The 11,922-nt window shown below is 65.7% G+C and carries 14 protein-coding genes; 8 read left to right on the top strand and 6 right to left on the bottom strand.

What is annotated here, in order from left to right; genetic code table 11:
- Window positions 1-96: 96 nt before the first annotated feature.
- Window positions 97-585 carry a nickel-responsive transcriptional regulator NikR gene (nikR, locus tag CLV01_RS14670; protein WP_099733987.1) on the bottom strand — a complete coding sequence of 163 codons (489 nt, stop codon included), beginning with the start codon at window positions 583-585 and terminating at the stop codon, window positions 97-99.
- Between the two features lie 246 nt (window positions 586-831).
- Here nikR and CLV01_RS14665 point away from each other — a divergent pair, with 246 nt between their 5' ends.
- Window positions 832-1,191 (top strand): hypothetical protein, encoded by a 360-nt coding sequence (locus CLV01_RS14665; protein WP_043825588.1) that lies wholly within the window; start codon window positions 832-834, stop codon window positions 1,189-1,191.
- Here CLV01_RS14665 and CLV01_RS14660 read toward each other — a convergent pair.
- Window positions 1,184-2,737 (bottom strand): MFS transporter, encoded by a 1,554-nt coding sequence (locus CLV01_RS14660; RefSeq protein ID WP_099733988.1) that lies wholly within the window; start codon window positions 2,735-2,737, stop codon window positions 1,184-1,186. The two genes, CLV01_RS14665 and CLV01_RS14660, sit on opposite strands and share 8 nt — an antisense overlap.
- 138 nt (window positions 2,738-2,875) lie before the next feature.
- Between CLV01_RS14660 and CLV01_RS14655 the strand changes: the two genes are divergently transcribed.
- Window positions 2,876-3,763, top strand: coding sequence for a LysR family transcriptional regulator (locus tag CLV01_RS14655; protein WP_218968207.1), 888 nt, complete (start codon window positions 2,876-2,878; stop codon window positions 3,761-3,763).
- A 19-nt stretch (window positions 3,764-3,782) separates the two neighbouring features.
- Here CLV01_RS14655 and CLV01_RS14650 read toward each other — a convergent pair whose 3' ends face one another.
- Window positions 3,783-4,283 carry a DUF2938 domain-containing protein gene (locus tag CLV01_RS14650; RefSeq protein WP_013802911.1) on the bottom strand — a complete coding sequence of 167 codons (501 nt, stop codon included), beginning with the start codon at window positions 4,281-4,283 and terminating at the stop codon, window positions 3,783-3,785.
- A 114-nt stretch (window positions 4,284-4,397) separates the two neighbouring features.
- Between CLV01_RS14650 and CLV01_RS14645 the strand changes: the two genes are divergently transcribed.
- The gene (locus CLV01_RS14645) at window positions 4,398-5,069 is read left to right on the top strand and encodes an ArsR/SmtB family transcription factor (protein ID WP_099733990.1); all 672 of its coding nucleotides are present in this window, start codon (window positions 4,398-4,400) and stop codon (window positions 5,067-5,069) included.
- Here CLV01_RS14645 and CLV01_RS14640 read toward each other — a convergent pair.
- The 3 genes from CLV01_RS14640 to CLV01_RS14630 form a co-directional block, all read right to left on the bottom strand.
- Window positions 5,066-5,671 carry a TetR/AcrR family transcriptional regulator gene (locus tag CLV01_RS14640; RefSeq protein WP_180288395.1) on the bottom strand — a complete coding sequence of 202 codons (606 nt, stop codon included), beginning with the start codon at window positions 5,669-5,671 and terminating at the stop codon, window positions 5,066-5,068. The two genes, CLV01_RS14645 and CLV01_RS14640, sit on opposite strands and share 4 nt — an antisense overlap.
- The gene (locus tag CLV01_RS14635) at window positions 5,664-6,263 is read right to left on the bottom strand and encodes a dihydrofolate reductase family protein (protein WP_099735145.1); all 600 of its coding nucleotides are present in this window, start codon (window positions 6,261-6,263) and stop codon (window positions 5,664-5,666) included. The genes CLV01_RS14640 and CLV01_RS14635 overlap by 8 nt, the downstream gene beginning before the upstream one ends.
- A 74-nt stretch (window positions 6,264-6,337) precedes the next feature.
- Window positions 6,338-7,189 (bottom strand): EamA family transporter, encoded by an 852-nt coding sequence (locus CLV01_RS14630; RefSeq protein WP_043796810.1) that lies wholly within the window; start codon window positions 7,187-7,189, stop codon window positions 6,338-6,340.
- 109 nt (window positions 7,190-7,298) lie between these two features.
- Between CLV01_RS14630 and CLV01_RS14625 the strand changes: the two genes are divergently transcribed.
- The 5 genes from CLV01_RS14625 to CLV01_RS14610 all read left to right on the top strand — a co-directional run bounded on the left by CLV01_RS14625 (window position 7,299) and on the right by CLV01_RS14610 (window position 11,878).
- Window positions 7,299-7,841 (top strand): MarR family winged helix-turn-helix transcriptional regulator, encoded by a 543-nt coding sequence (locus CLV01_RS14625; protein WP_012204944.1) that lies wholly within the window; start codon window positions 7,299-7,301, stop codon window positions 7,839-7,841.
- Between the two features lie 97 nt (window positions 7,842-7,938).
- Window positions 7,939-8,154, top strand: a complete 216-nt coding sequence (locus CLV01_RS28720; protein WP_143290067.1) for a hypothetical protein — start codon at window positions 7,939-7,941, stop codon at window positions 8,152-8,154.
- A gap of 378 nt (window positions 8,155-8,532) precedes the next feature.
- Window positions 8,533-9,024, top strand: coding sequence for a response regulator transcription factor (locus CLV01_RS14620; protein ID WP_099733991.1), 492 nt, complete (start codon window positions 8,533-8,535; stop codon window positions 9,022-9,024).
- A gap of 449 nt (window positions 9,025-9,473) precedes the next feature.
- Entirely contained in the window at window positions 9,474-10,787 is a 1,314-nt protein-coding gene (locus CLV01_RS14615) for a hypothetical protein (protein WP_097202666.1), read from the top strand.
- 80 nt (window positions 10,788-10,867) lie between these two features.
- Window positions 10,868-11,878 carry a hypothetical protein gene (locus CLV01_RS14610; RefSeq protein ID WP_097202667.1) on the top strand — a complete coding sequence of 337 codons (1,011 nt, stop codon included), beginning with the start codon at window positions 10,868-10,870 and terminating at the stop codon, window positions 11,876-11,878.
- Window positions 11,879-11,922: the final 44 nt, after the last annotated feature.

The following is an 11,922-nucleotide window of genomic DNA, read 5'->3' as shown; positions in this document are numbered from 1 at the left end:
TGTGTCATGCAGGTCCAGGAGTTGTATGAAGAAAAAAGCAAACTTCATACCGACCTGCGTGACAGAGGCTGGGCAAGGCGCCCGCCCTGGCTTCAATCAGTCGCCGTGGGCGTGTGAATGGGGATGCGGATGCGGATGGGAATGGGGATCGGGTTGCGCGTGCTCATGCCCGCCAGACTCCCCCCGGCGCGCCATCACCACGTTGAGCTGGCCATGGTGCACGCCGCGCTCGGCCGTGATGGTGTCGGCAAATCGCCGCACGGCGCTGGCCGGGCCGCGCAGCATCACCGTCTCTATGCACTGCTCATGGTCCAGGTGCACGTGGGTGGTGGCCATGTGCAGCTCATGGTGGTCATGCTGCAGGCTGGCCAGGCGCTCGGACAGGTCGCGCTCGTGGTGGTTGTAGACATAGGACAGGTTGGCCACGCACAGGCCGTCGGCGTCCTCGCGCTCGCGCACCTGGGCCAGGTGGGCGCGCAGCACGTCGCGGATGGCCTCGGAGCGGTTGTCGTAGCCGCGCGCGGCGATCCAAGCGTCGAAATCACGGGCCAGGTCGTCGTCGATGGAGATGGTGAAGCGTTCCATGGGCAGCAGAAGTGGGGAAACAGGTGGCGGGAACAAAAAAGGTCGGCATCACGCAGGATGTGCCCGGCCATTGTCCGGCCATCCAGGCCGGTGCCCTGCATGCAACACCCGCGCCAATCACTGTCGGCGCAGGCTGGCAATAGCGACAAACCACCACGGTCATGCTTTGTTCACATTCGCGCAATATCCGGTTACCCTGATCGAGGTTGCGCAGTGCGCACCGTCGATCGCTGAAAGGGGCGCGGCATGCAGTATTCATTCGATCAGCTTCTGGACATGCTGCTGTCCCTGCTGGAGGCTGCGCCCGCCTGTTCCTCGCGCGAACAGTCCTTCGAGCAGCTGCGCACACTGTGGCTTCAGACCCACAGCTATTTCGCGGCCCCCGAGACCGAGCTGCGCCGCATCAGTACACGCCGGCTGGAAGACTTTCACGGCTGGAAGGACCTGGACAAAGACCCCTGCTACCTGGACCACGATCCCGGCAACGGCAGCGCCCTGCGCATCTACCTGCACCGCGATGGTGGCATGGTGATACAGCGCCTGCAGGGCGATGGCCGGCAGATCCTGTTCTCGCGCCTGGGCGTGCAGTTGCAGCCTGCTAGCTGAGCCTGCGCCCGGCCTGCGGGGCCAGTTGCTCCGGGGAAGACACGGCCCGGCCCTTGCGCTCCAGCAGCCACAGCACGGCCAGCGCCGTGACCACCGCCAGCCCCGCCAGCAGCAGCAACAGATCGTGGAAGGCCGCGCCGTACACCTGCGCAAGCAAGCCGTCCTGCCCCGGCAGCGCCTGGGCGGCGCGCGCCAGATCGGCCTGGGCCAGTTGCCCGGCCATCTCGCGCCGCAGGCCCGCATCGGGCGACAGCCCGCCAAGCTGCCCCTCCATCAGCACCGACAGCACGGCGCCCGCCACGGCCAGGGCCACGCCGTCCGCCGAGATGCGCACGGTGTTGAAGATGCCCGTGGCCATGCCCACGCGGTCTGGCGCCACGGTGCTCACGGCCAGCCCGTCCATCAGGCCCCAGGGCAGGCCAATGCCGGTGCCTATCAGCAGCAAGGGCAGCGCCAACGCCGGACCGGCGCCCTGCCCGAAGGCAGCCGCCAGCCACCACAGGCCCGCCGCGGCCAGCAGCAGACCGGCCGCCGACAGCCGGCCCGGGCTGATCCAGCGCGACAACAGGCCCACCAGCAGGGCCGCCAGCAGCGGCACCACCAGCAAGGGCGCCGCCAGCCAGCCCATCATGCGGCCCGCCGCCAGCGGGCTGAGGCCCTCCACGCCAATGAAGCGCCCGGGCAGCATGACCACCAGAGAGATGAACAGAAACGCCGGTGACGCCGCCAGCAGCTGCACGCCCAGAAAGCGCGGCTGCGAGAACAGGGACAGATCCAGCAACGGACGGGCCACGCGCCGCTGCACCGCCACGAAGACCACGAACAGCACGGCGGACAGCGCCAGCGGCCCCAGCACCTCGGCATGGAGCCAGCCGCGCTCGGGCACCATCAGCACGCCGTAGGTGAAGCCGCCCAGGGCCAGGGTGAACAGGGCGGCGCCCAGCCAGTCGGGCCGGTCGGCAGACACGGCTTCATCGCGCCGCGCGCTGGCCATCACCATGGGCAGGCCCAGCAGCGCCACCATCCCCGTCCCATGGAACACCCAGCGCCAGCCCAGGCTGTCCACCATCAGGCCCGACACCCAGGGGCCGAAGGCCAGGCCCAGGCCAAAGGTCGTGCCCAGCAGGCTGAAGGCCCGCATGCGCGCCGCGCCCTCGAACAGCGGCGCCAGCGAGGACATGGCCGCCGCAAAGGCCACCGCCCCGCCCAGCCCCTGCAGCAGGCGCAGCCCATCGGCCCAGCGCAGATCGGTTGCCAGGCCCACGCCAAAGCTCAGCAGGCCGAACCAGGCCAGTCCCAGCAGCCACAGGCGGCGCCGGCCATGGATGTCGGTCAGGCTGCCGGCCACCATCATGGCGCTGCCGTAGCTCAGGATGTAGGCATTCATGATCCAGCCCAGCTGGGAGGGCGTGCCGCCCAGCTCGGCATGGATGGAAGGCAGGGCCACGGCCGGGCCCGTGAAGCTCAGGGGAATCAGTAGCCCCGTCAGGCAGACGGCCAGCAGTTGCAGCCATTTGAGGCGGCTGCCGCGAGAGTGGGAAGACATGGTTTGTGTGCCAATTCAAGAAACGACCGCCAGCGTAGGCCCGTCTTCATCTGAGACAATCCATCTTCATTTCCGAACACTTGAGACATCAAAGTCTCAAATCATCTTCTTCACACACCTCTTCAACAGCGCATGGAAATAGACAGCCTGGGCAGCATCGGCCTCTTTGTGCGCGTGGCCGAGCGGCTGGGCTTCTCTGCCGTGGCGCGCGAGCTGGGGCTGTCGCCCTCGGCCGTGGGCAAGGCCGTGGCGCGGCTGGAGGAGCGCCTGGGCGTGCGCCTGTTCAACCGCAGCACGCGCACGCTGGCATTGACGGCCGAGGGCGAACGCTTTCTGGAGCGCTGCCGGCGCATCCTTTGCGAGGTCGAGGCCGCGCAGCAGGAACTGCGCCATGCGGGCGAGCGGCCCCAGGGCCGGCTCAAGGTCAGCCTGCCACGCCATTGCGGTTTGTTCGAGCAGGCGCTCTCGGACTTCCTGCTGGAGTACCCCGAGGTCGAGCTGGACCTGAATTTCTCGGACCATCTGGTCGATGTGATCGGCGACGGCTTTGACGTGGCCATACGCGCCGCGCCGCTGCAGGACTCGGGCCTCAAGCACCGGCGGCTGGGTGGCTTCCGGCGCGTGCTGGTGGGCTCGCCCGCCTATTTCCAGCGCCATGGCAGGCCGGTGCAACCTGTCGACCTGGCCCGCCACCAATGCCTGCACTACCGCTATCCGGCCACCGGCCGGCTGGAGCGCTGGCCCTTGGGAAATGACGACGACACCGCCCCGCCCGCGCTGCCCTCCAGCGTGGTCTGCAACAGCGTGGAGATGCGCATCTTCCTGGCGCTGCGCGGCCAGGGCATTGCCTGCCTGCCGGACTTCACCGTGGCCCGCCAGCTGGAGCAGGGCCTGCTGCAGACCGTGCTCGACCCGTTCACCGCCAACGCCCAGGGCACGGTCTGGATGGTCTGGCCCCCGGGCCGCGACCTCTCGCCCAAGGTCAGGGCCTTTCTGGAATTCATGGCGCACAGGCTGTTTGCCTGAACCGGGTCAGCGCATCCGCTCAGCCCCGCAGTTGCGAGACGGCCCAGGCCGCGATGAACAGGCCCAGGCCGAACACCGTGTGCGCCATCAGGCTGCGCAGCCGCGCCACGGCGGGCTTGGGTGTCTTGCGGGCAAACAGCCCCGCCCCCATGCAAGGCTGCAGCGCAAGGAACGGTGCGGCCACGGTGAACACGCCCCAGGCCAGGGCCGGCCACAGCGTGGGCGCCCGGGCCCAGCCCTCACCCGCCAGGGCCAGCAGGGCTGCCGCAAAGGCCACGCCGATCGCATAGTGCGCCACCCAGCCCAGGGCCTTCTCACCCGCCACCGGCGCGGACCGGCCGATACCGGCATGCACCAGCCGGCCGCGCGGCAGATGGCCCAGCCAGCGGCCCACCATGGCGTAGTCCAGCGAAGGCACGCCCCACAGACGCTGCAGCAGCAGTGCCCACACATCCATCACCAAGGTCGCGCCTGCGCCCGTCAGCACGGCGCGCAGCAGGAATTCCGGCACATCCAGCATGTCTTTTCACTCTCTTGCAGGTTTGCAGCGGCCTCCTTGGATGCCACCGCATGCACAATGAACAATACATTCAATTAATTGATTGAATGTTTGTGCGATGCTAGGCTATCCCCCATGAATCCGTCAAGCAGCCCTGTACCGATCGAGGCCTTCCCCGACCTGGCCGACCTGGCGCGCATCCTGGGCCATGCCCACCGCCTCACCTTGCTGAGCCATGCGGCCGAAGGCGAGCAGCCCGTGGAGCGCCTGGCCGAGCTGTGCGGGCTGTCCGTGGCCAACACCTCCCAGCACCTGCAGCACCTCAAGCGCGCGGGCATGGTGCTCACACGGCGCGAGGGCAAGCATGTGCTGTACCGGCTGGGCGACGGGCCCATCACCGGCATCGTCGATGCGCTGCACGACTATCTGCAATTCCGCCACGCCGAGATCCGCGCCGTGGTCTCCGACAGCCTGCGCCAGCGTGACCGCCTGCAAGCCGTTGCGCTGGACGAGCTGCTGCAGCGCATGCAGATGGACGACACCATCGTGCTGGACGTGCGTCCGCCAGCGGAATTCGCCCAGGGCCACCTGCCCGGGGCCGTCAACATTCCCCTGGAAGAGCTGGAAGGCGAGCTGGACGCGCTGCCGCCCGACAAGGACATCGTGGCCTATTGCGGTGGCCAGTACTGCGTGCTCTCGGCCAATGCCGTCACGGCGCTGCGCGCCAGCGGCCGGGAGGCGCGGCGCTTCGAGGCAGGCTTCACCGGCTGGCAGCAGGCCGGCCTGCGCGTGGAGGCCGGCGCCTAGCGCAGCAGCCGCGCCAGCCCCTGCTCGAACCGGCCATGCAAGGCCTGCGCGCCCTCGCCCGACAGGGCCAGCGCCAGCGCATGGCCATGCGTGTAGTCGATCAGCAGGTCCAGCAGCACGGCGGCATCGCACTCGTTTTCGCCGGGCTCGCACTGCTGCACCTCGCCGCGCAGCCGCTGCGTGAAGGCGGCCAGCGAATCGGTGAACAGGGCCGGGTCGCCCAGAATGCACACCGTCAGCGCCGGATGGCGGCGCACGCGCTCCATGTAGCCCGCCAGCAGCGCCTGCACGCGCTGCGCCGGCGCAAGCCCAGACGAAGGTTCGGCCAGCGGCAGGCCATGCACGCGCTCCACCAGGCTGCGCATCAATTCCTGCTGGTCACCCACATGGTGGATCACCGACATGGGCGTGATGCCCAGCTGCCGCGCCAGCGGCCGCAGGCCAAAGCCCTGCGCGCCCACGGCCTCCAGCAAGGCCAGCCCGGCATCCAGCACCTGATCACGGCTGAGCGAGCGCCCGGCCGAGGGGCGCCCGCGCCGTGCAGCCTGTGCAGTCGGTACAGCCGGTACAGCCGGTACAGCCAGTACAGCCTGCTCACTCATCGCCGCCCCCGTTGCGCACCATGACCCGGCCGCCCGCCTCCACGCGGTAGCGCGTGCTGACCATGCCGCTGGGATAGGCCTGGGAGGCCAGGCACGTCAACCGCAGATCGCAGCCGATATCACCAAACAGCGGCCGCCCCGCGCCGATCAGCACGGGCACGCGGGTGATGGTCATCTCGCCCACCTCACCCGCCGCCAGAAACGCGCGGATCACGGCTCCGCCGTCGATATAGGCGCTGCCCCAGCCCTCGGCCCGCAGCTCGGCCACCAGCTGGGCAGGCTGGACGGACGTGATGCGCAACTTGCCGCGCAGGTGCACAGGCACATCGCCCGCACCCAGCGTGCGGCTCATCACCACCACGGGTTTTTCAAAGGGCCAGCCGTCGAAGCCGAGCACGCTTTCATAGGTGGAGCGGCCCATGACGATGCCGTCCACCGTCTTCATGAAGGCCGCGTAGCCGTAGTCCTCGCCGCCATCGCCCCCGGCCGGCAGCCAGTCCAGCGAACCATCGGGCCGGGCGATGAAGCCATCGACCGAAGTGGCGATGAAGACCTTGCCGAATGCATTGCTGAGGGCTTTTGCGGGTGCCATGGCGATCTCTCCATCCAATTAAACATACACCGTATGATAAATAATCCGCAGCCTCCTGCCAACCATTCCCACGCTCAGGCGCCGCGCGAAGCAGACCACTGCACCGCCAGCACGCTGGCCAGCACCACCAGCAGGCCCAGGAAGGACATGCCCGTCATGGACTGCGACAGCAGCGCCCAGCCCAGGACCACGGCGGTGAGCGGGCTCAGCAGGCCCAGCGAAGACACGGCCACCGAAGGCAGGCGCCCGATGCCGCGAAACCACAGCACATAGGCCAGCAGCGCGCCGGCAAGACACAGGTAGGCATAGGCGCCCAGCTGGGTGGGCGACAGCGCGGGCAGCGGCGCATCCACCCACCAGGCCAGCGGCAGCAGCATCAGCCCGCCAAACAGCAGTTGCCAGCCCGTCAGCGCCAGCACCGGCAGGTCCACGCGCCAGCGCCGCGTGAGCCAGGTGCCGGCGGCCATGCACACCGCACCCGCCAATGCCGCCGCCATGCCCACAGGCTCGAACACCGTCTGCGGCGACAGCAGCAGCACCGCCATGCCCGCAATGCCCGCCACGGCGGCCCACAGCGTCAGCCGCGCGGGGACCCGCCCGTCCACGCCCCAGGCCAGCGCCATCACCAGCAGCGGCTGCACGGCGCCGAGCACGGCCGCCAGCCCGCCCGGCAGCCGGTAGGCCGCCACGAACAACAGCGCCTGGAACACGCCGATGTTCAGCGCGCCCAGCACCAGCAGCCGCCACCAGCCCGAGCCTACGGGCAGCCGCCGCGTGAACAGCACCAGCAGCAGCCCGGCCGGCAGCACGCGGATCAGCGCAGCCGTGAACGGACGGTCTGGCGGCAGCAGTTCGGAAGTGACGATGTAGGTGGAGCCCCAGATGGCGGGCGCCAGCGCGGTCAGCAGGATGTCGCGCCAGGACATGGCGGGGCTGGCCGAGGGTGCGGAAGAAGAGGATGGCGAGGAGGACATGGCATTTATCTTCAATTCAAGACAAATCCATTATGCACGACTTATCTTAAAATCAAGACAAATGCCGAAACCCACCCTCCCCCGCCTGCCCGACCGGGTAGACACCATCCTCGAACAATGGGCGCGCGAACGCCCCGACCTGGACGCCAGCCCCATGGGCCCCATAGGCCGCATCAAGCGCTGCGCCGCCCTGCTGGAGCAGCGGCTGGAAGAGTGCTTTGCCCGCTTCGGCATGACCATGTGGGAATTCGACGTGCTGGCCACGCTGCGCCGCTCGGGCGCGCCCTTCTGCCTCACGCCCACGGCCCTGTTTTCCACGCTCATGGTCACCTCGGGCACCATGACCCATCGCATGAAAAGCCTGGAGACGCGCGGGCTGGTGCAGCGTTTGCCCAACCCGCAGGATGCGCGCAGCATGCTGGTGCAGCTCACCGACCAGGGGCTGGAGCTGATAGACCGCGCCGTGGAAGCGCACCTGGACAACGAGCGCGCCATGCTGGCGCCCATGCCCGTTGCCGAACTGGCCGCGCTGGACCAGCGGCTGTCCCAGCTGCTGCGCGTGCTGGAGGGCGGGCCTGACGAGGGCACCCGCCCTGCCCCCTAAACTGGCGTCTATCCAGGTCGTTGGAACTGGCGACGGTCGTGGTGCTCACGCCCTTCGTCATGACCCGGGAACGCTTTTGGCAAAAGAAGTGCTTCCCTTGAAGCACGTCGCAGGCACCCAGCCGCTTCTCGATACGCCATGGCAGGAATTGCTTACCCGCATGTCTCAAGAGCTGCGCAACAGCCCGCATCCTGGACTCGGCTGGGCAATGCCAGAAAATCCTGATCACGCAAGCGCGATCCACAGAAGACCATTGGCTTTCCCACAATCTGCTGCAAAAACCTTGGTGTCGAATTTTTGTAGCCAGATGTAATGATTTCACCAAAGATTTCCACTAAGATGTCCATTCCAACGGTGAAATGGCGATAACAGATTCTCAAACGACTTTGATACTCCCTCAACGCACCACACCATCTTGATAATGGTTTACTAATCTCCCGCCTTGGATACAAAAGGCTGCCACAGGCTGAATACGCGCGATTTTCAATCGTCCAATGTTCAGGATTTTTCCGGCTGATCCTTTACCGCACAATTTTCACACGAATGGCATGACGTCAGTTTACTCAGGCGGTAAACAGGCGGTTTAGCGAGTTATTCAATCTTTCAAACGGCACTGTGCAAAGCAGTCTCGCCGAGGCTTCGGCGTGGAATGGCCCTATGGCATCGGCACATAAAAAATGGGAGACATACCATGGATAGATCGGAAATAGTTTTAGCAAATAGCGAATGCCATCTCGATGCTGCGCATCCAATAGCAGATGAAGTCATCGCGTCTGCGCTCACCGCGCGCGAAATCGATGTACTCGAAGCGATGGCCAAAGGCCTCGGTTGCAAGGACATTGCGCACACGCTGGGCATCAGCGAACACACGGTACGCAAGCACCGCAGCAATATGTGCACGCGGCTGGGCCTGCGCAATGCCGTAGAACTCGTCACGCATGCCAGGCGGCACGGCTGGTTGAGCGCTGCCCGCTCAACGCTCCCTCTGTCGCCCCGCGAGCAGGAGGTGATGGTGCACGTGCTGGCGGGCCAGACCAGCAAGGAGATCGCACGTTCGCTTTACCTCAGCGACTTGACCGTGCGCAAGCATCGCGAAAACATTCTGCGCAAACTGGGCCTGACAAGCACCGCCCAGTTGCAGACATTCGCGCCAACGGCAACTCGCAATGGCGGCAGCATCTGATATCCAGACCAGCGTGCATCGCCTGTCCATGCTCACCGAATACGACATTGGAAGTATTCCATCCTCCTGATGCAATTGGGCATGATGAGTCCAACGAATACTTATGACGGCTTCAGCAGGCGCCAGTGCATTCCAGGTTTGCGCGGTTGATATGGAATATCCGCGGGAGCCTTGAAAGGCTGCAAAGGCTCATATCCCTTCACCTCTTCGCCTCTACGATTAGCGTCCGTCGAGGCATCTTCCCGGCGCCCACGTGTCGGATTCCTGCACGCAACTCAAAGGAGTATCCCGCCATGAACCACTCTTCGCGGTCACCCCCTGCGATTTCTCCCGGGCACCCCATGCCTTAGGCCCAATACCGGGCAATCATTCTCATTGGCAAAGAAAAGCGTTCATGACTTCAAACCTCATATCGCTCCCTATTCATTCAATTTCAGGAATTGCACGCCATGTCAGATCAAGCCATGTTCAGCCAGTTGTACAACGCCCTTGTCGATAATCTCGGCACCCCGAATTTCCAGTTGCTTGGCACCCCCAAGGACTTCAGCTGGGGCACGGCTCCAACCGGGCAATGGGACGCGGCGGCCTATCAGGTCGTCAGCGGCATGCCGCAGTGGTCTGCGATCGGCCAGTACGGCAGCCTCGATGCAACGCTCTTCGACGCCGTTCGCCAGATCTTCGGCCACGTGACATTCAAGGTCAGCCCCGAGCAGCAGGCCGATCAGACAGCGCTGGCCAACCTGTGCGTCCAGAAAAGCAATGCGATCGTCAAGGCCAACAGCGACATGAACCAGGTCTACCTGAGTTCAAAGCAGAACGGCGGCTTGATATTCGCGGCCCGCTACCCTGACATCAACACGTGGATCAGCAACGCGCCGGAGGCTACTGCCTACGTTGCCACCATCCAGGCGGCCACCAACGCCTACAACCAGGCGGTCAAGATGAAGATGGAGCTGGAGCGGGCCAGCATGCCCAGCGATCTGCAGCGCGCCATCGACATGATGCAGACGCCGTCGGGCGACCCCGCCACGAACAACGCACCGGCAGGCTGGACCAAGGTGCCGGATGGCGCGGGCATCCTGCGCTGGCAGCCGGACTTCCACATCGACACGAACGGCGCGGACTGGCGCGCATCGCTCAGCAATGGCAGCGCAGGCGCGTTCTCGATCGCGATGAAATCTTCGCAGTCGAGCAGCGACTTCAAGTCCTCGTTTGCCAAGGGCTCGACCAGCGCTGGCAACTTCTTCTGGAGCGTCAACGCATCGGGCGGCTGGAGCAAGTCCGACCTGTTCAACCAGGACTCGAGCTCGGCAGTGAAGATCAGCTGCGAGTCCTCCACGCGCGTGAAGGTGAATCCGGGCGACTGGTACCCGGGCGGCTTCATGAGCGAGCTGGCCAAGGCACAGCAGGGGCCGAACGGCCAGGGCTACACCATCGTCGCCCCTTGGGTGGCAAACGGTGGCCCGGGATCGAGCTCCCTGTTCGGCCCGAACGGCATCGTCGCGGCACGGGTGTCCGAGCTGCTGGTCGTCTACAAGCCTTCGTTCGAGATCACGATGAGCGCCAACACCTATCAGCAGAACAAGCAGGCCTTCGAGGCCAGCGCGGGTGTGCGCATCGGACCCTTCACCTTCGGTGGCACGGGCGGTCACCAGTCCGAGTACACCAAGAGCACCGCACAGGCCAATACCTTCAAGGGAAGCAGCACCTCGGTGAACCCGCAAATCATCGGCGTGATCGTCGACTTCCCGGGCATCCACTGACCTGAAGACCAGCGGGTGGGCGGGACGCCGCAGCGGGTCCCGCCCACCCCGCTCACCCCCGTCAACCGGAGACAGCGTTCATGAACGTGATCCATCAGTTCCTCGGCGGCCTGGCTGATCTGGTGCCTCCGCCCCCAAGAGCTCCAAGCGTATCGAGCGGGCCGAAAACCGGCATGGTGTTCAAGCGCTCGGCATCCATTTCGGCGCCGCTGGTGCGGGGGCAGATGCTGATGCCGGTGACCGCGTGGAACTGGCCGGATCCAGTGACCGGCACCATGGCCGACGCGCAGTTTCTCTTTGCAGATACGGTGCCCCAGTCCGCTGCCAATGGCGCGCTGTACCAAGCGTCGGGGCGCAGCTTTTCGCAGGGATACAAGACCTTTCTGCAGGTACTCGAAGCCTGCAAATTTCCCTATCAGTCGATGCTTGCAGGCGCCATGCAGAAGATGGCAACGCCTGCGGGCGAACCTGCATACTCGCCCACTCCGGTGGGATGGACCAAGGTGTACGAGACCGGCTACCTCCAGTGGAAACCGATCTGGACACTGCCCAAGAGTTCGTCGGAGTGGAGCGCAGCAGTGGCTGTCGGCACGATTGCAAACCCCGGCACCTTGCGCTTGAATCTCAACGACACATCCGGCGCAGGGCCGCAGGCTCCGGCTTCCCTGCAGGCCCTGGACGCTTCCGGCCGCGTCCTTGCGCTACCCGCAGCTTCGCTGGAGACGGTCACGATCACCTCTGAATGCTGGGACCAAGTGCCGATCTACCCCGGCAGCTGGTACGACGCCTCGATGGTGGCGCTGGGTCGCGGCCTGGTGCCGGATGCAGGCGTATTCTTCGGGCCTGGCGGCCTGATGGCGTGCCGTGTGTCAACTTTCTACGTCGCGTTGAAACCCCGCTTCGACTTCACTGCCGCAGCGCCGATACCCGCCTCGCTGCGCCAGACGCTGGATGAGGCGGACACCGTGCAGGCCATGGGTGTGACGGTTCAGCGAGCAAGCGGAGACGGGCAGCCAAACCAGGCCTTGCGCCTCGTGAACACGGATCCTGCACCCGTCATCGTGGCCGTGAGCCTCGAAACCTTGGCGTGATTCGTCACGTCCACCGCCATATCCGCCGCCATATCCACCGTCAT

The organism is Delftia sp. 60 (assembly GCF_002754395.1).
In the GTDB taxonomy this organism is placed as follows: Bacteria; Pseudomonadota; Gammaproteobacteria; order Burkholderiales; family Burkholderiaceae_C; genus Comamonas; species Comamonas acidovorans.
This window is presented reverse-complemented; position numbering and strand designations above follow the sequence as displayed.